Source organism: Pseudomonas sp. MF6396 (assembly GCF_002018915.1).
Taxonomy (GTDB): domain Bacteria; phylum Pseudomonadota; class Gammaproteobacteria; order Pseudomonadales; family Pseudomonadaceae; genus Aquipseudomonas; species Aquipseudomonas palmensis.
In genome coordinates this window covers 38,158-64,563 of record NZ_MVOK01000002.1, presented here as the reverse complement: position 1 = coordinate 64,563, position 26,406 = coordinate 38,158, and the positions used below count along the sequence as shown (strand labels likewise).

21 protein-coding genes are annotated in these 26,406 nt (G+C 63.3%); 9 read left to right on the top strand and 12 right to left on the bottom strand.

Features of this window, described 5'->3' with window-relative positions; genetic code table 11:
* Window positions 1-5: 5 nt before the first annotated feature.
* Complete coding sequence (locus MF6396_RS01920) at window positions 6-350, bottom strand: YggL family protein (RefSeq protein ID WP_043864604.1); 345 nt, start codon at window positions 348-350, stop codon at window positions 6-8.
* Window positions 351-565: 215 nt separating this feature from the next.
* Here MF6396_RS01920 and dacB point away from each other — a divergent pair, with 215 nt between their 5' ends.
* Window positions 566-2,029 carry a D-alanyl-D-alanine carboxypeptidase/D-alanyl-D-alanine endopeptidase gene (gene dacB, locus MF6396_RS01915; RefSeq protein WP_043864605.1) on the top strand — a complete coding sequence of 488 codons (1,464 nt, stop codon included), beginning with the start codon at window positions 566-568 and terminating at the stop codon, window positions 2,027-2,029.
* Between the two features lie 85 nt (window positions 2,030-2,114).
* Here the strand turns inward: dacB and rlmKL are convergent, their stop codons facing one another.
* Entirely contained in the window at window positions 2,115-4,313 is a 2,199-nt protein-coding gene (gene rlmKL / locus MF6396_RS01910; protein WP_078479588.1) for a bifunctional 23S rRNA (guanine(2069)-N(7))-methyltransferase RlmK/23S rRNA (guanine(2445)-N(2))-methyltransferase RlmL, read from the bottom strand.
* 540 nt (window positions 4,314-4,853) lie between these two features.
* Between rlmKL and rmf the strand changes: the two genes are divergently transcribed.
* Window positions 4,854-5,069 (top strand): ribosome modulation factor, encoded by a 216-nt coding sequence (gene rmf / locus MF6396_RS01905; RefSeq protein ID WP_078479587.1) that lies wholly within the window; start codon window positions 4,854-4,856, stop codon window positions 5,067-5,069.
* A gap of 94 nt (window positions 5,070-5,163) precedes the next feature.
* Here the strand turns inward: rmf and MF6396_RS01900 are convergent, their stop codons facing one another.
* The 9 genes from MF6396_RS01900 to ppsA all read right to left on the bottom strand — a co-directional run bounded on the left by MF6396_RS01900 (window position 5,164) and on the right by ppsA (window position 14,429).
* Window positions 5,164-6,189 (bottom strand): quinone-dependent dihydroorotate dehydrogenase, encoded by a 1,026-nt coding sequence (locus tag MF6396_RS01900; protein ID WP_043864607.1) that lies wholly within the window; start codon window positions 6,187-6,189, stop codon window positions 5,164-5,166.
* Window positions 6,190-6,343: 154 nt separating this feature from the next.
* The gene (locus MF6396_RS01895) at window positions 6,344-7,387 is read right to left on the bottom strand and encodes an OmpA family protein (RefSeq protein WP_043864608.1); all 1,044 of its coding nucleotides are present in this window, start codon (window positions 7,385-7,387) and stop codon (window positions 6,344-6,346) included.
* Window positions 7,388-7,496: 109 nt separating this feature from the next.
* Window positions 7,497-8,063 carry an RNA polymerase sigma factor SigX gene (sigX, locus tag MF6396_RS01890; protein WP_010223317.1) on the bottom strand — a complete coding sequence of 189 codons (567 nt, stop codon included), beginning with the start codon at window positions 8,061-8,063 and terminating at the stop codon, window positions 7,497-7,499.
* Window positions 8,064-8,175: 112 nt separating this feature from the next.
* Window positions 8,176-9,000 carry a mechanosensitive ion channel family protein gene (locus MF6396_RS01885; RefSeq protein WP_043864609.1) on the bottom strand — a complete coding sequence of 275 codons (825 nt, stop codon included), beginning with the start codon at window positions 8,998-9,000 and terminating at the stop codon, window positions 8,176-8,178.
* A 2-nt stretch (window positions 9,001-9,002) separates the two neighbouring features.
* A complete protein-coding gene (locus MF6396_RS01880; protein ID WP_043864610.1) occupies window positions 9,003-9,251 on the bottom strand; it encodes a hypothetical protein in 249 nt (82 codons plus the stop codon).
* Between the two features lie 98 nt (window positions 9,252-9,349).
* Window positions 9,350-10,345, bottom strand: a complete 996-nt coding sequence (locus MF6396_RS01875) for a zinc transporter ZntB (protein WP_043864611.1) — start codon at window positions 10,343-10,345, stop codon at window positions 9,350-9,352.
* A gap of 27 nt (window positions 10,346-10,372) precedes the next feature.
* On the bottom strand, window positions 10,373-10,861 hold the full coding sequence (gene rraA, locus MF6396_RS01870; protein ID WP_043864612.1) for a ribonuclease E activity regulator RraA: 489 nt from the start codon (window positions 10,859-10,861) through the stop codon (window positions 10,373-10,375).
* Window positions 10,862-10,952: 91 nt separating this feature from the next.
* Window positions 10,953-11,945: an alpha/beta fold hydrolase gene (locus MF6396_RS01865; protein WP_078479586.1), complete on the bottom strand. Its 993-nt coding sequence runs from the start codon at window positions 11,943-11,945 to the stop codon at window positions 10,953-10,955.
* Window positions 11,946-12,053: 108 nt separating this feature from the next.
* Entirely contained in the window at window positions 12,054-14,429 is a 2,376-nt protein-coding gene (gene ppsA, locus MF6396_RS01860) for a phosphoenolpyruvate synthase (RefSeq protein WP_078479585.1), read from the bottom strand.
* Window positions 14,430-14,606: 177 nt separating this feature from the next.
* Between ppsA and ppsR the strand changes: the two genes are divergently transcribed.
* The gene (gene ppsR / locus MF6396_RS01855) at window positions 14,607-15,425 is read left to right on the top strand and encodes a posphoenolpyruvate synthetase regulatory kinase/phosphorylase PpsR (protein WP_043864615.1); all 819 of its coding nucleotides are present in this window, start codon (window positions 14,607-14,609) and stop codon (window positions 15,423-15,425) included.
* A gap of 90 nt (window positions 15,426-15,515) precedes the next feature.
* Here the strand turns inward: ppsR and MF6396_RS01850 are convergent, their stop codons facing one another.
* Window positions 15,516-20,381, bottom strand: coding sequence for an NAD-glutamate dehydrogenase (locus MF6396_RS01850; protein WP_054916210.1), 4,866 nt, complete (start codon window positions 20,379-20,381; stop codon window positions 15,516-15,518).
* Window positions 20,382-20,629: 248 nt separating this feature from the next.
* On the opposite strand from MF6396_RS01850, the gene MF6396_RS01845 reads away from it, so the two are divergent.
* The 6 genes from MF6396_RS01845 (at window position 20,630) to MF6396_RS01820 (ending at window position 26,405) form a co-directional block, all read left to right on the top strand.
* Window positions 20,630-20,983, top strand: a complete 354-nt coding sequence (locus MF6396_RS01845) for a hypothetical protein (RefSeq protein ID WP_043864617.1) — start codon at window positions 20,630-20,632, stop codon at window positions 20,981-20,983.
* A gap of 18 nt (window positions 20,984-21,001) precedes the next feature.
* On the top strand, window positions 21,002-21,769 hold the full coding sequence (locus MF6396_RS01840; protein ID WP_054916211.1) for an amidohydrolase family protein: 768 nt from the start codon (window positions 21,002-21,004) through the stop codon (window positions 21,767-21,769).
* Window positions 21,770-21,825: 56 nt separating this feature from the next.
* Window positions 21,826-22,536, top strand: coding sequence for a FadR/GntR family transcriptional regulator (locus tag MF6396_RS01835; RefSeq protein WP_078479584.1), 711 nt, complete (start codon window positions 21,826-21,828; stop codon window positions 22,534-22,536).
* Window positions 22,537-22,633: 97 nt separating this feature from the next.
* Window positions 22,634-23,827, top strand: a complete 1,194-nt coding sequence (lhgO, locus tag MF6396_RS01830) for an L-2-hydroxyglutarate oxidase (protein ID WP_054916212.1) — start codon at window positions 22,634-22,636, stop codon at window positions 23,825-23,827.
* A gap of 69 nt (window positions 23,828-23,896) precedes the next feature.
* Complete coding sequence (locus tag MF6396_RS01825; protein WP_043864621.1) at window positions 23,897-25,225, top strand: MFS transporter; 1,329 nt, start codon at window positions 23,897-23,899, stop codon at window positions 25,223-25,225.
* A gap of 220 nt (window positions 25,226-25,445) precedes the next feature.
* A complete protein-coding gene (locus tag MF6396_RS01820) occupies window positions 25,446-26,405 on the top strand; it encodes an AAA family ATPase (RefSeq protein ID WP_078479583.1) in 960 nt (319 codons plus the stop codon).
* Window position 26,406: the final 1 nt, after the last annotated feature.

The following is a 26,406-nucleotide window of genomic DNA, read 5'->3' as shown; positions in this document are numbered from 1 at the left end:
AGGTATCAGCTAGCCGGGTTGACCGGCTTTTCCGGATACCAGGCATCCAGCAACGGGCTGACTTCGATCTTGGTCAGCTCGCTGCGGCCTTTGAGCCATGCCTGCACTGCAGCACGCTGCTCTTCGGTGACCGAGCCACGATCTGCCTTGCAGACCAGACCGAAGTCGTCGCCGCCGACGTAGTCCAGGCCGTTGGCATCCATGGCTTCATCCAGGAAGGCGTCGAGGAAAGCGTCAATGGCTTCGTCGGACAGGTCTTCCTTGAACTCCAGGTTCAGTTCGAAACCCAGCTCCTGGAACTCGTCTACACACAGTTTTTTACGCAGACGGCGGGAACGGTTGGTCGCCATGAAACAATCCTCTTAAGTAATAACGCGCGGCACTTTACCAGTTCCACCGCGAAACTGCCTGAATAAAACCCGAAAAATCGCCGCACTGACAGGCATTGTTAGGCACATGGGCAGCATGCGTGGTGCATAATGCGCGCTATATTTTTCCATACCGGGGCCGTCACCCTATTGCGCTCTGGTTTTTTTCACCCCTCGCCTGCAGGGTTTCAGTGCAAATGACCACATCTCTACGTTCACTGCTGTTCGCCGGCCTGCTGCTGCCACTGGCCATGCCGGCCCACGCCGCCCCCGTCAACACCACCCTTTCGCCCAAGGTGCAACAGGCCCTCAAGACCAACAAGCTCGACGGTTCCGCGCTGTCGCTGGTGATGCTGCCGCTCAATGGCCCGGGCACACCCACGGTGTTCAACGCCGATGTGTCGGTCAACCCGGCCTCGACCATGAAACTGGTCACCACTTATGCCGCGCTGGAAATGCTCGGCCCGACCCACCAGTGGAAAACCGAGTTCTACACCGACGGCACCCTGAGCAACGGCACCCTCAACGGCAACCTGTACCTCAAGGGCGGCGGCGACCCCAAGCTGAACATGGAAAAACTCTGGCTGCTGATGCGCGACCTGCGCGCCAACGGCGTACAGACCATCAATGGCGACCTGGTGCTGGACCGTAGCCACTTCGTGCAGCCCCAGCTTCCCCAGTTCAACGACGACGGCGGCGATGAAAACAAGCCGTTCCTGGTCAAGCCCGACTCCCTGCTGGTCAACCTCAAGGCCTTGCGCTTCGTGGCACGCAACGATGGCGGCAAGGTCCTGGTATCGGTAGAGCCGCCCATCGCCAGCATCCGCATCGACAACCAGGTCAAGGCGGTACCGGGCAACCAGTGCAAGGGCGAAGTGCGCTACAACCCGGTGACCCAGGCCGACGGCGTCAGCGTGGTGGTCAGCGGCCAGTTGGCTGACGGTTGCAACTCCCAGACCTACCTGGCACTGCTCGACCACCAGACCTACGCCGCCGGCGCGGTACGTGCCATCTGGAACGAACTGGGCGGGCGCATCATGGGGGCTGACCGGGTTGCCGAAGTTCCCAAGAGTGCACGCCTGCTGGCCCGCGCGTTCTCCCCGGACCTGGTGGAGGTGATCCGCGACATCAACAAGTACAGCAACAACACCATGGCCCAGCAACTGTTCCTGAGCCTGGGCGCGCAGTACCGCACCGATGCCGACGGCGACGATGCCCGTGCCGCACAGCGCGTGGTGCGCCAGTGGCTGGCGAAGAAAGGCATCACCGCGCCGCATCTGGTCATGGAGAACGGTTCAGGGCTGTCGCGTGCCGAGCGTGTCAGCGCCAGGGAAATGGCCACCCTGCTGCAGGCAGCCTGGAAGAGCCCCTACGCTGCCGAATTCATCAGCTCGATGCCGCTGACCGGCATGGACGGCACCATGCGCAAGCGCCTCAAGCGCACCGCCATGACCGGTGAAGCACACATCAAGACCGGCACCCTGAATACGGTGCGTGCCATCGCCGGCTTCAGCCGCGACAGCAACGGCAACACCTGGGCGGTGGTGGCAATTCTCAACGACCCCAAACCCTGGGGCGCCTCGGCAGTGCTCGACCAGGTGCTGCTGGACCTGTACCGCCAGCCAAAGCTCAACAGCAGTACCGCAGCGCTGCAACCCTGAGCCGGGCTCAGGGCTCCACCCGGGCGTGCGGGCGGTGGCTGCAAGGTAGCCACCCCCCACACGCCTGATCACATCCTGCGCGTCATCAGCGCGCCTGGATGCGCCATGCGCGGTGGATCTTGCTGTTGCGCGCGAAATCCGGGTCCAGGGTCTGGGCGGTGATCTCCTCGACCGCGTAACGCTCCTGCAGGTGTTCGTCGAGCTGGAACTTGCGGAAGTTGTTGGAGAAATACAGCACGCCACCCGGTGCCAGGCGCGCAACGGCCAGGTCAAGTAGCTCCACATGGTCACGCTGCACGTCGAATACCCCTTCCATGCGCTTGGAGTTGGAGAAGGTCGGCGGGTCGATGAAGATCAGCTCGTACTCCTCGCGGCAGGCCTGCAGCCACGCCATCACGTCGCCCTGCTCCAGGCGGTTCTTGTCCGAGAAGCCGTTGAGCGAGAAGTTGCGCCGTGCCCAATCCAGGTAGGTTTTCGACAGGTCGACACTGGTGGTGCTGCGCGCGCCACCCTTGGCCGCATGCACGCTGGCCGTGGCGGTATAGCAGAACAGGTTTAGGAAGCGTTTGCCGGCCGCCTCGCGCTGGATGCGCATGCGCATCGGGCGATGGTCGAGGAACAGCCCGGTATCGAGGTAGTCGGTCAGGTTGACCAGCAGCTTGACGCCGCCTTCGCTTACCTCGGTGAACTGCCCCTGGCTGCTCTGGCGCTCGTACTGCTTGGTGCCGGATTGCCGCTCGCGCCGCTTGATCACTACGCGGCTCTGGTCGATGTTCAGCGCCTGGGGGATCGCCGCCAGGGCATCGAACAGACGCGCCTGGGCTTTTTCCGGGTCGATCGAACGCGGCGCGGCGTACTCCTGAACATGCACCCAGTCATGGTAGAGGTCGATGGCCAGCGCGTATTCCGGCATGTCGGCATCGTAGACGCGATAGCAGGTTATGTTCTCGCGCTTGGCCCACTTGCCCAGCTGCTTGAGGTTCTTCTGCAGGCGGTTGGCGAACATCTGCCCGCCTTCGCTCAGACGCGCCGGCTCACTGGCGACTGAAACCACGGGCTCGCTCGGCTCGCTGCCCCGCTCGCGCTCTGGCTGACGACGCTCGCCGGTGACGAACTGATCGGGCTGCACCCTGATCAGCAGCAGCTTGCACGGCAGCGCGCCGTTCCAGAAGGCGTACTGCTTGTGGCTGCGAATACCCATGCGCTTGCCCAGATCGGGCGCGCCGGTGAATACCGCCGCCTCCCAGTTCAGGCAGGCCTGGCGCAGGCGTTCACCCAGGTTCTGGTAGAGATACAGCAGGCTGGCTTCATCACCCAGACGCTCACCGTAGGGCGGGTTGCAGATTACCAGGCCCTTCTGGTTCTGGTCGGGACGCGGCTCGAAGCTGCCCACTTCGCCCTGGTAGATCTTGATCCAGTCGCTCAGGCCCGCCCGCTCGACATTGTTGCGCCCTGGCTGGATCAGCCGCGGATCGGCCTCGTAGCCGCGGATCCACAGCGGCGGACGTGCCAGCCCGGCTTCGGCGCGCGCCTTGGCCTCGTCGTGCAGCTTGCGCCACAGCGCCGGCACGTGACCCAGCCAGGCGCTGAAGCCCCAGCGCTCGCGGCGCAGGTTCGGCGCGATATCGGCGGCAATCATCGCCGCCTCCACCAGGAAGGTACCCACACCGCACATCGGGTCGGCCAGCGCGCCGCCCTGGGCAGCAATACGCGGCCAGCCGGCACGGATCAGCACGGCAGCGGCAAGGTTTTCCTTCAGTGGCGCAGCCCCCTGCTGCAGACGGTAGCCTCGCTGGTGCAGGCTGTGGCCGGACAGGTCCAGGGACAGAATCGCCTCGCCGCGTTCCAGGCGCAGGTGCACACGCAGATCGGGGTTGAGCTTGTCTACCGAAGGCCGCTCGCCCGCCGCGTTGCGCAGCTTGTCGACGATGGCATCCTTGACCTTGAGCGCGCCGAAGTGGGTGTTGTCGATGCCCGAGCCGTGCCCGCTGAACTCCACAGCCAGGCTGCCAGTGGCTTCCAGGTGATCCTGCCAGTCGACGGCGTTGACCCCGTCATACAGGTCATCGGCGTTCTTCATGTTGAAGCGCTTGAGCACCAGCAGTACGCGGTTGCCCAGACGCGACCAGAGGCACAGGCGATAGGCGGTTTCCATGTCGGCTTCGCCGCGAATGGCCGAGGTGTGCTCTCGCACATCCTCCAGGCCCAGCCCACGGGCTTCTTCGGCAAGCAGGCCTTCCAGGCCCTTGGGGCAGGTGAGATAGAGTTCGAAACGGTCCGACATGAGTAATCCAAGCCTTGAGCAATAGGTGAAAAGGCAAGCGCATCGCCCCTTCGCTGTTTGATCGAACGCCTTCCAGCAGGCGTTCGAATGGCGCTGACATGGCGCCGGGCCGCCGGACAACGGCCATTTACCCCAGGGTAAAAAGGCTTTGATCGTCCGGCAGAATGAAAAATTCTAGTAAAACTGCGACTTTTTATGACCCTTCGTCGTTTTGAGCCCCTGCGTTGGAAGTGATTCTCAACGATGGCGTTCTGACCTGAGCCATGAGCAAAGCCTGATCATAGCTGGCTTTGCCTTCATTTCGCCGCTGAAGCAATTTTTTACTTATCCCCTGACCCTTGGAAAGGTTACGTCCTTATGACAAAACGATCATTCACACTGTGACCTGCATTGGTTAGAACTCGTATCAGGTTGTCCTGCAACGGGGCAACACTTCCAGCTCGCCACGCCGGCAGCGAGCGCATAACCGGCAGAACGACTCTGCCCGGCCTCAGCCGAGGCCGACGGGACATTACAGTCAACAAGTGAGGGCAACACCCTATGAGAAGACTTAAGCGTGATCCGTTGGAAAGAGCATTTTTACGTGGCTACCAATATGGGGTCACCGGCAAATCCCGCGAGCTTTGCCCTTTTACTCTACCGTCAGTACGCCAAGCCTGGGTCAACGGCTGGCGCGAGGGACGTGGCGACAACTGGGACGGTATGACCGGCACTGCGGGTATCCATAGACTCAACGAACTTCACGCCGTTGGCTGAACGAGGATCTGAATTCTAGTCACCATGCACGCTCTATCCGAGCGGCGGGCTGCGGCCCAGGGGCCCCTTTTGAGGGGCCCTTTTTTATGCCCGCTCAGCGTGGCCCCATGGCGGCGATGGCGTCCACCGACTCGCGAATCAGCGCAGGCCCCTTGTAGATGAACCCGGAGTAGATCTGCACTAGGCTTGCGCCGGCCGCGATCTTCTCGGCGGCGTGCTTGCCTTCGGTGATACCGCCTGCTGCGATGATCGGCAGCTTGCCACCCAGTTCGGCGGCCAGCATGCGCACCGTGTGGGTACTCTTGTCGCGTACCGGGGCGCCCGACAGCCCACCGGCCTCGTCAGCATGTGCCAGGCCTTCCACGCCTTCGCGGCTGAGGGTGGTGTTGGTCGCGATCACTGCGTCCATGCCAGTGGCCAGCAAAGCCGACGCCACCTGTGCGGTTTCCTCATCGCTCATGTCCGGGGCAATCTTGATGGCCAGTGGTACGCGCTTGGCATGGGTCAGGGCCAACGCCTCACGGCGCTCGGCCAGGGCCTGGAGCAGTTGCTTGAGCGAATCGCCAAACTGCAGGCTGCGCAGGCCCGGGGTGTTGGGCGAACTGACGTTGACGGTGACGTAGCTGGCGTGACCGTAGACCTTCTCCAGGCAGATCAGGTAATCGTCCACTGCCCGCTCCACCGGGGTATCGAAGTTCTTGCCGATATTGATGCCCAGCACGCCATGGTAATTGGCCGCACGCACACGCTCGAGCAGATGATCGACGCCCAGGTTGTTGAAGCCCATGCGGTTGATGATCGCCTCGGCTTCAGGCAAGCGGAACAGCCGTGGCTTGGGATTGCCTGGCTGCGGGCGCGGGGTGACGGTGCCGATCTCGACGAAACCGAAGCCCAGTTGAGCGAAGCCGTCGATGGCGGCACCGTTCTTGTCCAGCCCCGCTGCCAGCCCGACCGGGTTGGCGAACTGCAAGCCCATGACGGTTACCGGCAACTGCGCCGGCGCCTTGGTCAACAGCCCGTTGAGGCCCAGGCGCCCACCTGCACCGATCAGGTCCAGCGACAGGTCGTGGGAGGTTTCCGGGGACAGTTTGAACAGCAGCTGGCGGGCCAGGGTATACATGGGCAGGCTTAGCTCGAGGTGTGGGAAGGCAGCGATTATAGCGGTGCAGCCGCGACGAAGACAGGCCCGCGTACGCCTTGCACCCACCGCCCGATCAAATCGCAGGCAAAGAAAAGCCCGGCCGGAGCCGGGCTTTTCTCAAGCGTCAGACCAATTACTTGGCTTGGGCTTCTACTTGAGCTTCAACGCGACGGTTGACAGCGCGACCAGCTTCGGTGGCGTTGTCAGCTACCGGACGGGTCTCACCGTAGCCAACCGATTCAACGCGGTTCGACTCAACACCGTACTGGTTGGTCAGAACCTGCTTCACGGCGTTTGCACGACGCTCGGACAGCTTCTGGTTGTAAGCGTCAGGACCGACGGAGTCAGTGTGACCTTCAACAGTGGTGGTGGTGGATGGGTACTGCTTCATGAAGTCAGCCAGGTTCTTGATGTCGCCGTAGCTGTTTGGCTTGACGACCGACTTGTCGAAGTCGAACTTGACGTCCAGCTCTACACGAACGACTTCAGCAACAGCCGGGCAGCCATCAGCGTCAACGGTGACGTTGGCTGGGGTGTCAGGGCACTTGTCGACGTTGTCGCACACGCCATCGTTGTCGCTGTCGGAGCAGACTTCAGCTACTGGAGCTGGCGCAGGAGTCGGTGCAACCTTGCCACCGCTACCACCGAAGTTCAGACCCAGACCCAGGGATGGGCCCCACTCGGTGTTGCCGTTGTCGATGTTGTACATCGCTTCAACGCCAGCACGGGCGAACAGGTTGTCGGTGATGTACCACTTGGCGCCAGCGCCCAGGTTGGCGAAGGTGGAGTGATCGCGACCGTTACGGGTAGCTTGGCCCAGGCTCTCGTGAGCGAAACCAGCCGATACGTAAGGACGGATTGCGTCACCAACGGTACCCAGGTGGTAGGTGGCGTCCAGCTTGGCCTTGGAACCTTTGATGTCCTTGTTGAACACGTCGCCACGAGCGTTGTGAGTCTCGTTGTAGCCCAGGTCCAAGGACACGTCGTCGGTCAGGAAGTAACCGAGGCGAACACCAGGATTGGTGCCGTCGTTCTTGAAGTTACGCTCGCTGTCGTAGTACTGCTTGGTGACGTTGCCTTCAATTTCGACTGCGCCTTGGCCTTGTGCCAGAGCGCCGAAGGAAGTTGCGGCAACAAAAGAACCAATGGCCAAGCCCAAGGTGTTTTTCAATTTCATCCGTTAAATCCCCATCTGGTGATTGTTAAGTAGTCCCACCAAACCCGGGGGACAACTCGTCGACAAGTTTAGCAGACCTTGTCGATACGTTAGAGATATTTGCGACTCACTAAGTTTCGGTGAGGCCCGCAAATTTCTCGCGTAGCTTGTCGAGCGCACGCTTGTAGCGCATTTTCGTGGCGCTCAGGCCCATGTGCATGATGTCGGCGATCTCCTGGAACTCCAGCTCTGCGACAAATCGTAGCACCAGGATTTCGCGGTCGATCGGGTTCACATGAACCAGCCATTTATCCAGCCCGCCTTTCTCTTCCGGTTTGGGGGCCTTCTCTTCAGAGGCCTCCTCGAGCGGATCGAGACTTAGCGCATCCATCAAACGACGTTTGCGCCGCTCCTTGCGGTACTGGGTGATGCATTCGTTGTAGGTGATGCTGTAGAGCCAGGTCTTGAATTTCGACTTGCCTTCGAAATTCTTCAGGCCGTACAGCACCTTCAACATCACCTCCTGACAGACATCGTCAGCATCCCGATCGTTCCCCAGATAACGTGCACACACGTTAAAAAGGGTCCGCTGGTAGCGCCGCATGAGCTCTTCATAGGCGCGAGTAACATGAAAAAGCTCCTCATGCGAACGCGCCACCAACTCCTCATCAGTGAGCTCGCGGGGGTCGTAACGCATGGGCAGCGAGTGAACTTTATTCAAAACAAATCTGGCCGACAGTCAGGTCATTGTCGCCGCTCGCCCTGCCTGGGCGATTTTGCGGCGGAATACATTAGCAGGATTTGCCCGGTTAGCGGCTACTGACCCGCTGCTCCAGGAGGATCCGGTTCGACAGCGATACCAGTTCACCCTCGTCGGTGAGCACGGTCGTCTTGACCGTGCCGATCTCTTCGATCTGCCCCTCGACCTCGCCAATCTGGACCTGCTGGCCGACCTGATAGAGCTCACGTACGTAAATTCCAGCCAGGATCTGCCCGGCGATTTCACGGCTGCCCAGGCCCATGGCCAGCGCAACTGCCAGACCAACGGTAATCAACCCGATGACAATCACGTGGTTGAGCAGGTCGGTCTTGACCTCCAACTGGCTGATGGCCACCGAAATGCTGATGATGATGACCAGGCCCTGGGCGATACGCCCGACCCCTGCGGCGTATTCCAGGCCGATGCCCTCGGCGGCACCGCGCACCAGGCCGTTGACGATCTGGGCCAGCAGCACACCGGCCAGCAGCACCAGCGCACCGCCAAACACCTTGGGCAGGTACAGCGCCAGCATGTCCAGGGTCGCCGAAACACGTTCAAGCCCCAGGGATTCGGCGGCCGAAACCAGGAAGATCAGCAGCACGAACCAGTAGACGATCTTGCCGATCAGCGTCGAGATCGGCACCTGGATGCCCACCCGGCTGAGCATCTTGGTCAGGCCGGTGCCGCCCATCAGGCGATCCAGGCCAAGCTTGGCCAGCAGCTTGGACAACAGGGTATCGAGCAGCTTGGCAACCACAAAGCCCAGCAGCACCACCACCAGCGCCCCAAACAGGTTGGGGATGAAGTTGGCGACTTTGGTCCACAAGGCGGTCATCGCCGCCACCAGGCTCTGGGTCCAGAGATCAAGTTCCATAATCAATCAGCCTTATCAGCTTTACGGGCAGAAGCGTTACGACGCACCGGCGCGACATGCGCCGAGCCATTGTTCACGGCGATCATCAGCGCCTGGCTCCAACGGCCGAGCAGGCTGAACAGATCGCCCGCGCCTACCTGACGGTTGGCGGTCTTGAGGACCCGGCCCAGGCAGGCGTCGTCGTCGCGGTCTTTGCCGGACGGCGAGGCCTTGAGCAGGTCCCGCAGGGATTCTTCAAACGGATCGTGCATGGGCACCTCGCGCAATGTCTGTCAAAGACGAGACGCTCATAGGGCGGGTCACATGAACAATCTGCGCAAATGTTGTAGGAAATTTCAAGAAAGTGCCCCTATACCCAGCGAAGACGGCGAAACAGCCACCATTGGCCCAGGGCCAGCACGAGCACCAGCAAGCTGGCATAAAGGAAGCCATAGGGGTTTTCCGAACCCGGAATGCCCCCCACGTTGATGCCCAGCAAGCCGGTCAGAAAGCTCATGGGCAGGAAGATACAGGTGATGATTCCGAAGCGGTACATGGTCTTGTTCATGCGTTCGCTCAGGCGCCGGTCCTCGCTTTCAAGCACCAGCGCCACGCGCTCGCGGGTCAGTTCCAGCTCTTCGAGGTAGCGGATCAGGCTGTTGTTGAGCTCGTTCCAGTAGTCGGCATCGTCCGGCGCGAACCATGGCCATTTGTTGCGCGCCAGCTGCGCATAGATTTCCCGCTGCGGCGCCAGGAACCGACGCAGGCCGGCGGCGCGCCGCCGCATCTGCTGCAGGCTGCCGTGCTCAGGCGTATACCGTTCGTCGGATTCGAGTTTTTCTTCCTCTTCATCCACCACTTCGGACAGGTCCGACACCAGCGCCTGGACCTTTTCGGTCAGCAACTGGGCCAGGCTCAGCAACAGCTCGGAGGCCGTGGTCGGGCCACGCCCCTCGTCCAGTTGCTGAAGCAGCTCGTCGGTGGCCCGCAGCGGCCGCAGGCGCAGCGAAATCACCCGCTGCGCCTGGGCGAAGATACGCACCGACACCATGTCTTCGGGTTCGGCGCCCGGGTTGAGGTTGACCCCGCGCAGAAACAGCAACATCTGCGCATCCGGTAAAGGCACCAGGCGCGGCCGGGTGTTTTCCTCCAGCAGCAGGTCACAGGCGAAGGGGCTCAGGCCGCTGTCATGGCGCAGCCAGGTCTGGGTTTGCGGGTGGCTGCGATCCCAGTGCAGCCACAGGCTCTGCTCCGGCTGCAACTGCAGATCGTCCAGTTCGGTTCGAGCGATCGAACGCGCACCGCCCTTGCCATCGAGTACCAGGGCATGCACCAGCCCCCACTGCGCGTTTTCTTCCTCGAACATCCCTACCCCACGCACCGTCAGCGAAAATTACTCGGGCATCTTCAACGGGCTGGGCGACACGATGACACCGTTGTTGTCAGCGTACACGTACTCCCCCGGCCGGAAGGTCACACCAGCGAACGTGACCACCACATTCAGGTCACCAATGCCGCGCTTGTCGGTCTTCATCGGGTGGCTGGCCAGCGCCTGCACACCCAGATTGGTTTGCGCCAGCGCATCCACGTCACGCACGCAACCGTAGATCACCAGCCCTTCCCAGCCATTCTTGGCGGCCTTCTCGGCAATCATGTCACCCAGCAGCGCCCGGCGCAGCGAACCGCCGCCGTCGACCACCAGCACCTTGCCCTTGCCATCCAGGTCGGCTTGCGCCTTTACCAGCGAGTTGTCCTCGAAGCACTTGACGGTGACGATCTGACCGCCGAACGAATCGCGGCCGCCGAAGTTGCTGAACATCGGCTCCAGCACCTGCACCAGGTCCGGGTAGGCGTCACACAAGTCGGGGGTAAGGTAATGCATGGGAAACTCCTGTCGATGGCCAATTGAATGGAAAGCGGATTTCACACGTTCACTGAAAAGACGAAGCCGGCGCACCGGCGTTTAACCAAGGCTACACGCCGACGGGCTGCGGGTCACCTGTCTCGGCCGGGGCCAGCATGGCCTGCGGGTCGCTCAGCCAGCGCTCCACCAGCGGCCACACCTGGGCCTGGGCCGGTTTGCTGACCAGCATATCGACATGACCGAAATTGTCGAAGCCTTCCTCGCGCCCCAGCCGCACGAAACGCTTGTGCTCGCTGCCTATTTGCTCGAACAACTTGCGACAGGCCCACACCGGGTCCTGGTGATCTCCGGCCCCAGCCACCGCCAGCACCGGCACGCGCACCTCGGCAAGCCCGGCCCACCAGTCGCTCTGCTTGTCGCCAAAGCGTCCGAACAGGCCGAACCAGCGCATGCTTTCCAGCGCCAGGCCGATGGGCTCATCTTCGGGCCCGCGCTTGAGCCGCGAACCTGACAGGTGTGCAAAGCGCTTGAGCAGCAGGCGCCCGCCCCACTCCACCGGTGGGATTTTCAATGGCCAGTAGGTTCGGCTGACCTGGGTGCCGAAAAAGGCCGCACTGGCGACCTGCTCCTGGGCCAGGTAAGCCCCGCCCAGTGCTGCCGCCAGCGTGGTACCGCCCAGCGAGTGGCCAATCCAGTGCGGGGTGCGCCCGCTCACCTCGCACACGAACGCGGCAATTGCCGGCAGATCGTAACGGGCATAGTCCGCCACACGGTTGTGGCGGTAGTCGCGGTTGCGGGGTGACAGCCCATGGCCGCGCATTTCCGGTATCCACACGTCGAAACCGGCGCGTGCCAGGGTCGCGCCCAGGCCGATACCGCGCGGCGAGAACCAGAAGCGCCGGTTGGAAAAGCTGCCATGCAACAGGATGACCGGGGCACCGCGCACCTCGCTCTGGTCGGCCATGCCAAGGCGTGTCAGCGCCAGCTCGACCGTACGGTCGGGGCTGTTGCCGGCCTTGAGCCGATACACATCTTCGCTGAGGTCGCCGCGCCGCTCGGCACTGAGCAGGGCAACGGGAAAAAGAGTACTGCTGCTTTGCATAGGTTACTTGCACAAAAAAGGGCGAGCCCATCACTGGATCACGCCCTGAAAATCCGTTGAAGCGGCCGCCCGACGCCTCCTGGCTGGCGGCCGCTCCTCTTCAGCGCATCAGGCCTGGGCCTGGCCCTCGGCCAGGAAGAACCAGGTTTCGAGCACCGAGTCAGGGTTCAGCGAGACGCTTTCGATGCCCTGCTCCATCAGCCACTTGGCCAGGTCAGGGTGATCGGACGGGCCCTGGCCGCAGATACCGATGTACTTGCCGGCCTTGTTGCAGGCCTGGATGGCGTTGGCCAGCAGCTTCTTGACCGCAGGGTTACGCTCGTCGAACAGGTGCGCAATGATGCCGGAGTCGCGGTCCAGGCCCAGGGTCAGCTGGGTCAGGTCGTTGGACCCGATGGAGAACCCGTCGAAGTACTCGAGGAACTCATCGGCCAGGATCGCGTTGGAGGGCAGCTCGCACATCATGATCACACGCAGGCCGTTGACGCCACGGCCCAGGCCGTTCTCGGCCAGCAGGTCGACCACCTGGCTGGCTTCGCCCAGGGTCCGTACGAACGGCACCATGATCTCGACGTTGGTCAGGCCCATTTCGTCGCGCACGCGCTTGAGTGCACGGCACTCGAGCTCGAAGCAGTCACGGAACGATTCGCTGATGTAGCGCGAGGCGCCACGGAAGCCCAGCATCGGGTTTTCTTCTTCCGGCTCGTACAGCTTGCCGCCGATCAGGTTGGCGTACTCGTTGGACTTGAAGTCCGACAGGCGCACGATGACCTTCTTCGGCCAGAACGCTGCGGCCAGGGTGCTGATGCCCTCGACCAGCTTCTCGACGTAGAAACCGACCGGATCGCCGTAGCCGGCAATGCGCTTGTCGACGCTTTCCTTGAGCTCGGCCGGCAGGCCGGCATAGTTGAGCAGTGCCTTGGGGTGCACGCCGATCATGCGGTTGATGATGAATTCCAGGCGTGCCAGGCCGACACCGGCGTTGGGCAGCTGGGCAAAATCGAATGCGCGATCCGGGTTGCCGACGTTCATCATGATCTTGAACGGCAGGTCGGGCATGGCATCCACCGAGTTCTGGCGAATGTCGAAGCCCAGCTCGCCTTCGAAGATGAAGCCGGTATCGCCTTCGGCACACGACACGGTCACGCCCTGGCCATCCTTGAGAAGTTGGGTGGCGTTGCCGCACCCGACCACCGCCGGAATGCCCAGTTCACGGGCAATGATCGCGGCGTGGCAGGTACGCCCGCCACGGCTGGTGACGATGGCGCTGGCGCGCTTCATCACCGGTTCCCAGTCCGGGTCGGTCATGTCGGACACCAGCACGTCGCCGGGCTGGACCTTGTCCATCTCCGACACGTCCTTGATGATCCGCACCTTGCCGGCGCCGATGCGCTGGCCGATGGCACGGCCTTCCACCAGCACGGTGCCGGTTTCCTTGAGCAGGTAGCGCTCCATGACGTTGGCCTGGGCGCGGCTCTTCACGGTTTCAGGGCGCGCCTGCACGATGTACAGCTTGCCGTCGTCACCGTCCTTGGCCCACTCGATGTCCATCGGGCACTTGTAGTGCTGCTCGATGATCATGGCCTGCTTGGCCAGCTCGCTGACCTCTCCGTCGCTCAGGCAGAAACGGGTGCGGTCGGCCTTGTCGACATCGACGGTCTTGACCGAACGACCGGCCTTGGCCTCGTCGCCGTAGATCATCTTGATGGCCTTGCTGCCCAGGTTGCGGCGCAGGATGGCCGGGCGCCCGGCTTGCAGGGTGCCCTTGTGCACGTAGAATTCGTCGGGGTTGACTGCGCCCTGCACGACGGTTTCGCCCAGGCCGTAGGCGCCGGTGATGAACACCACGTCACGGAAACCCGACTCGGTGTCCAGGGTGAACATCACGCCGGCGGTGCCGGTTTCGGAACGCACCATGCGCTGCACGCCGGCCGACAGGGCCACCAGCTTGTGGTCGAAGCCCTGGTGCACGCGGTAGGAAATGGCGCGGTCGTTGAACAGCGAGGCGAACACTTCCTTGGCCGCGCGGATCACGTTGTCCACGCCGCGGATGTTCAGGAAGGTTTCCTGCTGCCCGGCAAACGAGGCGTCCGGCAGGTCTTCGGCAGTGGCCGAGGAACGCACGGCGACAGCCATGTTCGGGTTGCCCTGGGACATTTCGGCGAAGGCGGTACGGATTTCGGTGTTCAGCCGCTCGGGGAATTCGGCTTCCATGATCCACTGGCGGATCTGTGCGCCGGTGCGGGCCAGGGCATTGACGTCATCCACATCCAGCGCGTCGAGGGCGGCATGGATCTGGGCGTTCAGGCCGCTCTGCTCGAGAAAGTCACGATACGCCTGAGCCGTAGTGGCAAAGCCGCCGGGGACCGATACACCGGCGCCCGCGAGATTACTGATCATCTCTCCGAGGGATGCGTTCTTGCCCCCCACATGCTCTACATCATGGACGCCGAGCTTATCGAGGGAAACTACGTACTCTACCAAGGTGATCTCTCCACTAACTGTGTTGGAAAAGCTCATGACGCCGGTCAGTTCGCTGTGACCGTACCGGGCGTTTGTGGCCTGGACCTGGAAAATAAGTGAGAATGCCGACCAGGGATGTTCGGCAAACCGAACGTATCATATCCAAGAATCGTCACCAGCTTAAGGCCCAAGGCGCAAATGAAACGATCTGCTTTCTTTATTTCCGACGGCACCGGCATCACTGCCGAAACGCTGGGACAAAGCTTGTTGGCACAATTCGAGAGCATCGGGTTCAACAAGTTCACGCGACCGTACATCGACACCGTGGACAAAGCGCGCACCATGGTACAGCAAATCAATACCGCCGCAGAACGCGACGGCGTGCGCCCGATCATCTTCGACACCATCGTCAACCAGGATATTCGCGAGATCCTGGCTACCTCCAACGGCTTCATGATCGACATCTTCTCGACCTTCCTGGCGCCGCTGGAACAGGAGCTGACCGCCCATTCGTCGTATTCGGTGGGCAAATCGCACTCGATCGGCGGCAACTCCAACTACATGGAGCGCATCGAGGCGGTGAACTTCGCCCTGGACAACGACGACGGTGCGCGCACCCACTACTACGACAAGGCCGACCTGATCCTGGTGGGCGTATCGCGCTGCGGCAAGACCCCCACCTGCCTGTACATGGCCATGCAGTTCGGCATTCGCGCAGCCAACTACCCGCTGACCGAAGACGACATGGAGCGCCTGCAACTGCCACCGGCCTTGAAGAACCACCAGCACAAGCTGTTCGGCCTGACCATCGACCCCGACCGCCTCACTGCCATTCGCCACGAGCGCAAGCCCAACAGCCGCTACGCCAGCTTTGCCCAGTGCGAGTTCGAGGTGCGCGAAGTGGAGAACCTGTTCCGGCGCGAGAACATTCCCAACATCAACTCCACGCATTTTTCGGTGGAAGAGATATCCGCCAAGATCCTGGTGGAGAAAGGCGTGGAGCGGCGCTTCAAGTAAGGCGCCCGGCCGGCCTTGCCGGCGCAATGGCCCACCCCGCCAAAAGAAAGCCCCGGCACAGGCCGGGGCTTCTTTTTACCTGCTACACACTCACGACGGCACCGCCGCCGACTGCCCGCTCAGCGCCAGGTCAACCAGCTCGCGGTTGGCCACCGCGTACATGGCGTAATCGGTGCCGGTGGCCGCACGCAGCTCATCGAGCATCGCGCGCCAGCGCTCCACCATCACCGCATGCTGCGCCAGCCACAAGGCTACCCGCGCATCCATGTCGGCAGGCGCATCGACCATCTGCAACACGGAGATGGTGATGGCGCGCTGCTGCAGGTCGATGTCATCGCGAAACGCTTCACGTGCCAGTGCCTGCCAGTTGTTCTCCACCGGCAGATTGCTGATTTCCTGCAGGTACCAGGTCAGGTCCAGTGCGCTGCCCACGGCGAAGAACGCCTTGGCCACCTCGGCCGGGTCCTGGCCGGTCACATCGGAAGCCTCGATGATCGGCAACAGGGTGTACAGGTGCGTAGTGCCAGCCACCATGCGCGCCAGCAGCTCCGGCACGCCGGCTTCGACGAAGCCCTGGTAGCGGGTCATCCAGCGCTCGCGGGTCGGCCCCTCCAGCAGTTCGTCCAGCTTGAGCCCCAGCGCCGCGATCTTGGGCCCGAAGTGGGCCACGTCACGCCCGGCATCCTGCTCGTTGCGACGGCTGCGCAGGAACCAGCGGGTGGCCCGGCGGCCCAGGCGCATCAGCTCGTCCATCAGCGTCAGCTGCACTTCGGCGGGCACCAGGTAGTCCAGCGCCTCGATCTGGCGGAACCAGTGCGGCAGGTGGAAGATGTCGCGCACGATCACGTAGGCACCGGCCACGTTCGCCGGGCTCATGCCCGTGGACTCCTTGAGCCGCTGCACGAAGGTGATGCCCATGTTGTTGACCAGGTCGTTGGCGATCTGGGTGCTGACGATCTCGCGCTTGAGGCGATGGCGACGCATGGCCTCGGCGAACTTGTTCACCAGCGACGGCGGGAAGGCCGTCTCCATGTCGCGGGTCAGGTAGTCGTCATCCGGCACCAGCGACTGCAGCAGGGCTTCCTTGAGGTCGATCTTGCTGTACGAGATCAGCACCGACAGCTCGGCCCGGGTCAGGCCCTGGTTGGCCGCAATGCGCTCGGCCAGTTGCTCTTCGGTAGGCAGGAACTCGATGGCCCGGTCCAGCTTGCCGCGACTTTCCAGGTCGGCCATCAGGCGCTTGTACTCGGAAATCCGCTCACGCGCCCGGCGCGCCGCCAGCGACAGTGCCTGGGTCTGCTTGTAGTTGTTGCCCAGCACCAGCGCAGACACTTCGTCGGTCATGCTGCCCAGCAACTGGTTGCGCTGCTTCTCGGTCATGTCACCGGCCTGCACCACCTCGTTGAGCAGGATCTTGATGTTGACCTCGTGGTCGGAGCAGTCCACGCCACCGGCGTTGTCGATGAAGTCGGTGTTGGTCGCGCCGCCGTTGAGGCCGAACTCGACCCGACCCAGCTGGGTCATGCCCAGGTTGCCGCCCTCGCCCACCACCTTGCAGCGCAGCTCGTTGCCGTCCACGCGCAACGCGTCGTTGGCCTTGTCGCCCACATCGGCGTGGCTCTCTTCGCTGGACTTGACGTAGGTGCCGATGCCGCCGTTCCACAGCAGGTCGACCGGCGCCTTGAGCAGCGCATTGAGCAGCTCGGTCGGGGTCAGCTTGTCGGCCTCGATGGCAAAGCGTTCCTTCATCTGCGGGCTGATGGCGATGCTCTTGGCACTGCGCGAGAAGATCCCGCCACCTTCGGACATGATGCTGGTGTCGTAGTCGCTCCAGGCCGACCGCGGCAGGTCGAACAGGCGCTTGCGCTCGGCAAAGCTGCTGGCAGGCTCCGGGTTCGGGTCGATGAAGATATGCAGGTGGTTGAAGGCGGCCACCAGTTGCAGCTTGTCGGACATCAGCAGGCCGTTGCCGAACACGTCGCCGGCCATGTCGCCCACACCGACCACGGTGATCGGGTCCTGCTGCACGTTGATGCCACGCTCGCGGAAATGGCGCTGCACGCCAACCCACGCACCACGGGCGGTAATCCCCATCTTCTTGTGGTCGTAGCCGGCCGAACCGCCCGAGGCAAAGGCGTCGCCCAGCCAGAAGCCGTAGTCGATGGCGATGCCGTTGGCGATATCCGAGAAGGTCGCGGTGCCCTTGTCGGCCGCCACCACCAGGTACGGGTCGTCATCGTCGTGACGCACCACGTTGACCGGCGGCACCAGCACGCCGTCCTTGAGGTTGTCGGTAATGTCCAGCAGGCCGGAAATGAAGATGCGGTAGCAGGCGATGCCTTCGGCCTGGATATCGTCGCGGCTGCCGCCCAGCGGCAGCCGGCGCGGCAGGAAGCCACCCTTGGCACCTACCGGCACGATCACCGAGTTCTTCACCTGCTGCGCCTTCACCAGGCCCAGCACTTCGGTGCGGAAGTCCTCTTCGCGGTCCGACCAGCGCAGCCCGCCGCGTGCCACGTTGCCAAAGCGCAGGTGCACGCCCTCGACCCGCGGCGAATACACGAAGATCTCGAACTTGGGCACCGGTTTGGGCAGCTCGGGAATCAGCCTTGGGTTGAACTTGAAGCTGAAGTACGACTTGGCCTGTCCATTGGCGTCGGTCTGGTAGAAGTTGGTGCGCAGGGTGGCCTTGATCAGGTCCAGGTAGCGACGCAGGATGCGGTCTTCGTTGAGCACCTGCACGTCGTCCAGCGCGCTCAGGATCGCCTGTTCCAGGCGTTGCTGCTTGTCGTCCAGGTCATCCCCGGCCAGCTTGCGCGCCAGGTAGAAGCGGGTCTTGAACAGCCGGGTCAGCTCGCGGGCGATGTCGGTATGGTTGTTCAGGGTGCTGGCGATGTAGCCCAGGTCGAAGCCCAGGCGAATCTGCTTGAGGTAGCGGGCATAGGCGCGCAGCAGCGCCACGTCGCGCCACGGAAGGCCGGCGGTCAGCACCAGACGGTTGAACGCATCGTTTTCGGCGTCGCCGTTGACGATGTGCACGAAGGCATCCTGCAGGGTGTCGTTGAGCTGCTGGATATCCAGGTTCAGGCCTTCGCTGTAGGTGAAGGCAAAGTCATGAATCCAGAATTCGCGGCCATTGCTGTGGCGAAGGCGGTACGGGAACTCGCCCAGTACGCGCAGGCCCAGGTTTTCCAGGATCGGCAGCACGTCCGACAGCGCCAGCGGGGTGTCGGCGTGGTACAGCTTGCAGTGCAGCTGCTGTTTGCCGGCCTGGGTCAGCGGCTGGTAGAAGCTCATCACCAGCGGCTTGCTGTCGGACAGGGTCAGCAGGTGCTGCATGTCCACCACCGCCGAATGCGCGGCAAAGCGCTCGCGGTAGCCGGCCGGGAAGCCTTTGGGGAAGTCGGCCAGCACATTGGTGCCCTGGGCCTCGCCGAAGCTCTCGACGGTCAGGCTGGCATAGTCGTCCTGCCACGAACGGCAGGCCTGCACCACTTCGTTTTCCAGCTGCTGGGGGTCGATGTCGATGCGGTTTTTCGGATCGACCCGCAGAATCAGTTGCACGCGGGCCAGCACCGACTCGGAGAAGAAGGTCCAGAACTCGCAGTCGCTGGCCTTCAGGCGCTCCATCAGCACCTGCTGGATCTTCTGGCGCACCTCGGTGGAATAGATGTCGCGCGGCACATAGGCCAGGCAATAGCAGAAGCGCCCGTAGGGGTCCTTGCGCAGGAACACGCGAATCTTGTTGCGCTCCTGGATCTGCACGATCGACATCACGGTGCTGAACAGCTCATCCACCGGGGTCTGGAACAGGTCGTCGCGCGGCAGCACCTCGAGTACCTGGGCCAGCTCCTTGCCCAGGTGGGCCTTGGCGTCGAAGCCCGAACGGCGCTCCACTTCGGCGACCTTGCCGCGAATGTACGGGATCACCCGCACACTTTCGCCATACACCGACGAGGTGTACAGGCCCATGAAGCGGCATTCCTTGATCACCTTGCCGTCGGCGTCCAGCTGGCGGATCGACACGTAGTCCGGGTAGGCCGGGCGGTGCACGCGGCTGGGGTGCGCGGCCTTGGCGAACGACAGCAGCAGCGGCTCGTTGAGGTAATTGACGGCGTAGTCTTCGATGCGCAGGTCGTCGGCGCTTAGGCCGCTGCGCAGGCGGCGGGTCAGGCCGAGGAAGGACTGCTCGTCATACTCCAGCTGGCCGCCCTGGGCGTCGGCCTTGACCACGAACTCTTCGTAGCCCAGGAAGGTGAAATGGTTGCTCACCAGCCATTGCAGGAAGCTCTTGACCTCGTCCTTCTCGGCAGCGGCCGGGGCGTAGGCCGTGTGGTCGATCAGCTCGAGCAGCTCGCGCACCTTGGCCTTCATCGGCTCGAAATCGGCCACCACCACGCGCACTTCGGCCAGCACCTGCTCCAACTCGCGGGCCAGCAGGTTGAGCTCGGCGGCATTGGCGCAGCGGTCGATCTCCAGGTACATCAGCGATTCCTGCAGGATGCCCTCACCCTGGGTGCCCTTGGGCAGAATCTCCAGCAGCTCGCCCTTGGCCCCGCGACGCACGCTGAGCACGGTGGTCTGCAGGGTATGGATGCTGTAGCCGCGGCGGTTGAGCTCGGTACGCACCGAGTCGACCAGAAACGGCAGGTCATGGTGCAGCACTTCCACGGCCGTGTGGGTGGACTGCCAGCCGTGGCGTTCGTAATCGGGGTTGTAGACCCGAACCTGGGGTTCGGTGTGGTCGAAGCGTTCGATGATGCGCCAGGCCGAGAGGGTGCAGCCGGCCAGGTCGGAGAGGCGACGCTGGGTCAATTCGTCAAGAGAGATGATGCCAAAGAACTGCTCGGCAAACAGCGCCACTTGTGGCAGTGCCTGTTCCCCGATGTGCTGCGCCAGGGCCGCCTGCAGTTGATGCTGGAAGTCGGCTTTGCTGGCTGCGGTGAAAAACGCCATCTGTGGTACTCCGCTTGGGCTTGTTATTGAGTGAAGCGTCGCGCACATGCCGTCATGCTCGGATCAACCATAGCCAACCACACGCTGGGTGTCGTCGGGTTGTCCATCGACAGGGCAGCTTAACGACTGGCCGGTCACCCCTGCTTGCGATGCTGCGACATATTCGGTCAATCAGCGGCAGGCGGCGATTTATCCATTGACCGAAGACTGGCACACTCGCGTTTCACTTCTTGACCACCGAGCCGTCCATGCAACTGACCACCCCCCTGCTCTTCGCCACCCCCTGCGATGATGAAGAAGACAACATGGCCACCCTGTGCTGCCACAGCGACAAGGGCCAGATGTTCCTCATGACCCGCTACCCGGACGAAGACACGGTGGACATCACCCTGGATGACGAACCGAGCACACTGGACGGCATCAAGGTCACCCTCAGTGCCAGGCGCCTGCTGATCGAAGTGGCACCGGGAGACGCCGACGTGTTCAACGGCGCCGATCATCTGGAAATCACCCTCAGCAGCGACGGCACCGACCTCGCCGAAGTCGAGCAGACCCTGCAGAACATCCTCAAGGGCACCGGCACCTACGTCAGCGAGCTGTAACCCCGTCAAGGAGCCCCCATGCCCCAGCCGATCTTCGACGCCCACTGCCACATCATCGACCCGCGCTTCGCGCTGGTGCCCAACAACGGCTACCTGCCCGAGGCCTTCACCACCGAAGACTACCTGGCGGCCGTCACGCCGCTGGGCATCTGCGGCGGCGCGGTGGTGTCGGGCTCGTTCCAGGCCTTCGACCAGGGCTACCTGCTGGCCGCCTTGAAACAGCTGGGCCCAGGCTACGTGGGGGTGACCCAGGTGCCGGCCGGCATCAGCGATGCCGAGCTGCTCGCGCTGGATGCCGCCGGCGTGCGTGCGCTGCGCTTCAACCTCAAGCGCGGCGGCTCGGCGCAGGCCGATCAGCTCGAAGCCATGGCCCTGCGCGTGTTCGAACTGGCCGGCTGGCACGTCGAGCTGTACGTCGATTCGCGCGAGCTGGGCGAGCTGACCCCGCTGCTGCGCCGCTTGCCGGCGGTAAGCATCGATCACCTGGGCCTGCGCCGCGACGGCCTGCCGGCGCTGCTGCAACTGGCCGAGGCAGGTGTGCGCATCAAGGCCTGCGGCTTTGGCCGGGTCGATTTCGATGTGGCCGCTGCCTTGCGCGACATCGATGCCGCCAACCCCCACGCCCTGATGTTCGGCAGCGACCTGCCCTCCACCCGCGCACCGCGCCCGTTCGACCCGGCCGATATCCAGCTGATCCGCCACACGCTGGGCAGCGCCAGTGTCGAGCGCGTGCTGTGGGGTAACGCACGGGCGTTCTATCGCCTGCAACCCCAGGCACATTCTTGACAACATGCGGCTGTACGGGCATTGTCTGACAACCTGACCTACTGGCTTTATCCTTCATGCTCGAGCTTCAACGCCCCGACACCCTGGTGGAACGCGTCGTCAGCGCCATCCGCACCGAGATCGACTCGGGGCGCCTGGCTGCCGAAGCACGCCTGCCCACCGAGCAGCAACTGGCCGAACAGCTGAATGTCAGCCGCTCGGTGGTGCGCGAGGCGATCTCCCAGCTCAAGGCCGATGGCGTACTGATCGCCCGGCGCGGGCTGGGCTCGTACATTTCGCAGAATCCGACCGGCACGGTGTTCCGCTTCCCCAGCAACAACGGGCGCAGTGCCGACCTGGTGCAGATGTTCGAAGTGCGCCTGTGGATCGAAACCCAGGCCGCTTCGATTGCCGCCCAGCGCCGCGACCAGGCAGACCTGGCGCGCATGGCCAAGGCCCTGCAGGAAATGATCGACAAGCGCAGCCAGTTCGACGTGGCGGCGGCTGCCGACGTGGAGTTTCACCGCGCAATTGCCGAAGCCAGCAAGAACGACTACTTCGTCGCCTTCCATGACTTTCTGCGCGGCCAGCTGGCTGCCGCGCGCAAGACCGCGTGGGAGAACTCGGCGGCGCATTCGGTGGGCGGCTCGGCCGACGCCAATCGCGAACACCAGGCGCTGTACCAGGCGATTGCAGACGGTGACCGCCACCGCGCCGCGGCCTGCGCCGAAGCGCACCTGCGGGCCTCGGCCAAGCGCCTGAAGCTGGATCTGCCAGCCATGGAATGAACATCACGTGACGGGCGCTGCGGGTCAGCGCCTTTTTCTTCGCACTACTTAGTCTGACAACCTGATAACCAGATAAGAATACCAAGGTGACCCCTGCATGATTTACGACTACTGCATCATCGGCGGCGGCATCGTCGGCCTCGCCACCGCCATGGCGCTGCTCAAGCGCCAGCCTGGCGCCTCGCTGGTCATCCTGGAGAAGGAAACCACACTGGCCCGGCACCAGACCGGCCATAACAGCGGGGTCATCCACGCCGGCATCTACTACGCACCCGGCAGCCTCAAGGCCGACCTGTGCAAGCGCGGCGCCCAGGCCACCAAGGACTTCTGCGACACCCACGCCATCAAGTACGAGGTGTGCGGCAAGCTGCTGGTGGCGTCCAACCCGCTCGAGGTGCAACGCATGCAGGCGCTGTACGAGCGCTCGCAACAGAACGGGCTGAAGGTCGAGCGCCTGGATGCCGCCGAACTGCGCCGTCGTGAGCCGAACATCGTCGGCCTGGGCGGGCTGTTCCTCGATGCCACCGGCATCGTCGACTACAAGCAGGTGTGCCAGGCCATGGCCAAGGTCATCCAGGCCGCCGGCGGCGAGATCTGCCTGGACACCCGCGTGGCGGCGATCGCCGAAAGCGGCGACAGCGTCACCATCAGCAGCGAAGACCGCGTATGGCGCGCTAGGCAGCTGGTCGCCTGCGCCGGCCTGCAGTCGGACCGCCTGGCGGCGCTGGCCGGGGTCAGGATCGACCACCAGATCATCCCGTTTCGCGGCGAATACTTCCGCCTGCCAGCCACCAAGAACCAGATCGTCAATCACCTGATCTACCCGATCCCCGACCCGGAGCTGCCGTTTCTGGGCGTGCACCTCACCCGCATGATCGACGGCAGCGTCACTGTCGGGCCGAATGCGGTGCTGGGCCTGGGCCGCGAGAACTACGGCAAGTTCTCGATCAACTGGCGCGACGTGGCGCAGTACGCCCGCTTCCCCGGCTTCTGGAAAACCCTGTGGAACAACCTCGGTTCGGGCACCACCGAGATGAAGAACTCGCTATTCAAGCGCGGCTACCTGGAACAGTGCCGCAAATACTGCCCTTCGCTCGAGGTCGACGACCTGCTGCCCTACGAGGCAGGCATCCGCGCCCAGGCAGTGATGCGTGACGGCACCCTGGTGCACGACTTCCTGTTCGCCGAGACCCCGCGCATGGTCCACGTGTGCAACGCACCGTCGCCGGCAGCCACCTCGGCCATCCCGATCGGCGAAATGATCGCCGACCGCCTGCTCACACCACGCTGATCCGCATTGCTGCACGGGCGCCCGCCGCCCGCTTGAAAATAACTACAAAGACCAACAAGGAATCTCTCGATGTCGGTACATGAAGCGGTCACCACCGCAACCGAAACCCCGGAACAGAACAGGAAGCGCCTGCGCAAGGTCGCGGCGGCCACCATCTTCGGCTCGATGCTGGAGTGGTACGACTTCTACCTGTACGCCACCATGGCGGCCATCGTGTTCTCGAAGATCTTCTTCGACGCCAGCAACCCTCAGGTTGCCTCGCTGCTGGCCTTCTCCACCTTTGCCATCGGCTTTATCGCGCGCCCGTTCGGCGGCGTGCTGTTCGGCTACCTGGGCGACCGCTTCGGGCGCAAGCAGGTACTGGTGGTGACCTTCTGCATGATGGGCCTGTGCACCACGCTGATCGGCCTGATCCCCAGCTACGCCAGCATTGGCATCTGGGCGCCGATCATCCTGGTGCTGGTGCGCATCATCCAGGGCCTGGGCGCGGGCGCCGAGCTGTCCGCCGCGGCCGTGACCAGCTACGAACATGCCAGCGAAGGCAAGCGCGGCAGTCAGGGTGCCTGGCCTGCGCTGGGGCTCAACCTGGGCCTGCTGCTGTCGTCGCTGACCGTGTACCTGCTGACCATGAACGGCAACGACTTCCTGCTCTCGGGCGGCTGGCGCATCCCGTTCATCTGCAGCATCGTGCTGGTGGGCGTGGGCTTCTGGGTACGCCGCAGCATTCCGGAAACCCCGCAGTTCGCCGAACTCGAGCAGGCGCCGAAAAAAGCCAAGGTGTCGCCGCTCAAGGCGCTGTTCAAGAACGACCTCAAGGGCCTGGCCGTGGTGTTCTTCGTGGCCATCGGCTACAACGCCCTGAGCTATATCTTCAAGACCTTCTCGCTGGCCTACCTGACCCAGTTCAAGGGTGTGGAGGCCCACGTGACCTCGCTGTCGGTGACCATTGCCAGCCTGGTGGCGATCGTGGCGGTGCCATGCTTCGGCTGGTTGTGCGACAAATGGAGCAGCAAGGCGGTGCTGATCATGGGCGGTCTGTTCTCGGTACTGTTCGCGTACCCGTTCATGGCCCTGCTCAACACCGCCGAGCCGCTGATGATCTACATCGCCATCGCCATTGGTACCGGCCTGCTGGCGCCGATGATGTTCGCCCCGCAGGGTTCGTTCCTCAGCCGCCAGTTCCCCACGGCCACGCGCTCATCGGGCTTTGGCACCGGGCGCGAGATCGGCACCGCGGTGGCCGGTGGCCTGGCGCCACTGGGCGGCCTGGCACTGGTGGCCAGCTCGCCGACCCATTCGACCGACGGCGTGGTGGCGATCCTGGCGATTGCCGCAGTGTTCGTGGTGGTGTTCGCCCTGTGTGACCAGGGGCGCAAGCACTCCAGCTTCAAGAACTGACTCGCCTGGCTAATCATCGCGGGTCAAGCCCGCTCCCACAAGAACAGCGCCGACCTTGTGGGAGCGGGCTTGACCCGCGATGGCGGCACCGATGATTTGTGATCTGCGCTCAAATTTACCCACCCACCATTAGTCGCCACACCCCCGGATGGATTAAAGTATCAGCCCCTGCCCGGGCGTTGTTGCCCTCCCCCCGGGCGCACGCCCAGGAACCGTCCCGATGGAACATCGTGAAGCGCTCATCGCGCTGCGCACCTTTCTCTCCACCCAGATTCTTGGCCAGGAAAAACTGGTCGAGCGCCTGCTCATCGTGCTGCTCGCCGATGGTCATATGCTGGTGGAGGGTGCGCCGGGCCTGGCCAAGACCAAGGCCATCAAGGAACTCGCCGAAGGCGTCGAGGCGCAGTTCCACCGCATCCAGTTCACCCCCGACCTGCTGCCCGCCGACATCACCGGCACCGAAATCTATCGCCCTGAAACCGGCAGCTTCGTGTTCCAGCAGGGTCCGATCTTCCACAACCTGGTGCTGGCCGACGACATCAACCGCGCCCCGGCCAAGGTCCAGTCGGCCCTGCTCGAGGCCATGGCCGAGCGCCAGGTCAGCGTGGGGCGCAGCACCTACGAGCTGTCGCCCCTGTTCCTGGTGATGGCCACGCAGAACCCCATCGAGCAGGAAGGCACCTACCCGCTGCCCGAAGCCCAGCTCGACCGTTTCCTGATGCACGTGAAAATTGGCTTTCCCGATGCCGCCGTGGAGCGGCGCATCCTGCAGCAGGCGCGCGGCGAGGCGCTCAACGGCGAAACCAAGCCCGAACGCCGGGTCAGCCAGCAGGCGATCTTCGCCGCACGCAAGGAGATCCTCGGCCTGTACATGGCCGACGCAGTGGAGGAGTACCTGGTGCAACTGGTGATGGCCACCCGCACCGGTGCCAAGTACGACGCCGAACTCGGCGACTGGATCGCCTACGGCGCCAGCCCGCGCGGCTCCATTGCCCTGGACCGCTGCGCACGCGCCCACGCCTGGCTGGCCGGACGCGACTTCGTCAGCCCCGAAGACATCCAGGCGGTGCTGTTCGACGTGCTGCGCCACCGCATCATTCTTTCGTTCGAGGCCGAAGCGGCCGGTATCGACCAGGACCGGGTGATCCAGCGCATCCTCGACGTCGTCGCCGTGGCCTGAA

Bases quoted from the DNA above. Each gene is read 5' to 3' on its own strand.
- MF6396_RS01920 (WP_043864604.1), bottom strand. From the start codon at position 350: ATGGCGACCAACCGTTCCCGCCGTCTGCGTAAAAAACTGTGTGTAGAC.
- dacB (WP_043864605.1), top strand. From the start codon at position 566: ATGACCACATCTCTACGTTCACTGCTGTTCGCCGGCCTGCTGCTGCCA.
- rlmKL (WP_078479588.1), bottom strand. From the start codon at position 4,313: ATGTCGGACCGTTTCGAACTCTATCTCACCTGCCCCAAGGGCCTGGAA.
- rmf (WP_078479587.1), top strand. From the start codon at position 4,854: ATGAGAAGACTTAAGCGTGATCCGTTGGAAAGAGCATTTTTACGTGGC.
- MF6396_RS01900 (WP_043864607.1), bottom strand. From the start codon at position 6,189: ATGTATACCCTGGCCCGCCAGCTGCTGTTCAAACTGTCCCCGGAAACC.
- MF6396_RS01895 (WP_043864608.1), bottom strand. From the start codon at position 7,387: ATGAAATTGAAAAACACCTTGGGCTTGGCCATTGGTTCTTTTGTTGCC.
- sigX (WP_010223317.1), bottom strand. From the start codon at position 8,063: ATGCGTTACGACCCCCGCGAGCTCACTGATGAGGAGTTGGTGGCGCGT.
- MF6396_RS01885 (WP_043864609.1), bottom strand. From the start codon at position 9,000: ATGGAACTTGATCTCTGGACCCAGAGCCTGGTGGCGGCGATGACCGCC.
- MF6396_RS01880 (WP_043864610.1), bottom strand. From the start codon at position 9,251: ATGCACGATCCGTTTGAAGAATCCCTGCGGGACCTGCTCAAGGCCTCG.
- MF6396_RS01875 (WP_043864611.1), bottom strand. From the start codon at position 10,345: ATGTTCGAGGAAGAAAACGCGCAGTGGGGGCTGGTGCATGCCCTGGTA.
- rraA (WP_043864612.1), bottom strand. From the start codon at position 10,861: ATGCATTACCTTACCCCCGACTTGTGTGACGCCTACCCGGACCTGGTG.
- MF6396_RS01865 (WP_078479586.1), bottom strand. From the start codon at position 11,945: ATGCAAAGCAGCAGTACTCTTTTTCCCGTTGCCCTGCTCAGTGCCGAG.
- ppsR (WP_043864615.1), top strand. From the start codon at position 14,607: ATGAAACGATCTGCTTTCTTTATTTCCGACGGCACCGGCATCACTGCC.
- MF6396_RS01850 (WP_054916210.1), bottom strand. From the start codon at position 20,381: ATGGCGTTTTTCACCGCAGCCAGCAAAGCCGACTTCCAGCATCAACTG.
- MF6396_RS01845 (WP_043864617.1), top strand. From the start codon at position 20,630: ATGCAACTGACCACCCCCCTGCTCTTCGCCACCCCCTGCGATGATGAA.
- MF6396_RS01840 (WP_054916211.1), top strand. From the start codon at position 21,002: ATGCCCCAGCCGATCTTCGACGCCCACTGCCACATCATCGACCCGCGC.
- MF6396_RS01835 (WP_078479584.1), top strand. From the start codon at position 21,826: ATGCTCGAGCTTCAACGCCCCGACACCCTGGTGGAACGCGTCGTCAGC.
- lhgO (WP_054916212.1), top strand. From the start codon at position 22,634: ATGATTTACGACTACTGCATCATCGGCGGCGGCATCGTCGGCCTCGCC.
- MF6396_RS01825 (WP_043864621.1), top strand. From the start codon at position 23,897: ATGTCGGTACATGAAGCGGTCACCACCGCAACCGAAACCCCGGAACAG.
- MF6396_RS01820 (WP_078479583.1), top strand. From the start codon at position 25,446: ATGGAACATCGTGAAGCGCTCATCGCGCTGCGCACCTTTCTCTCCACC.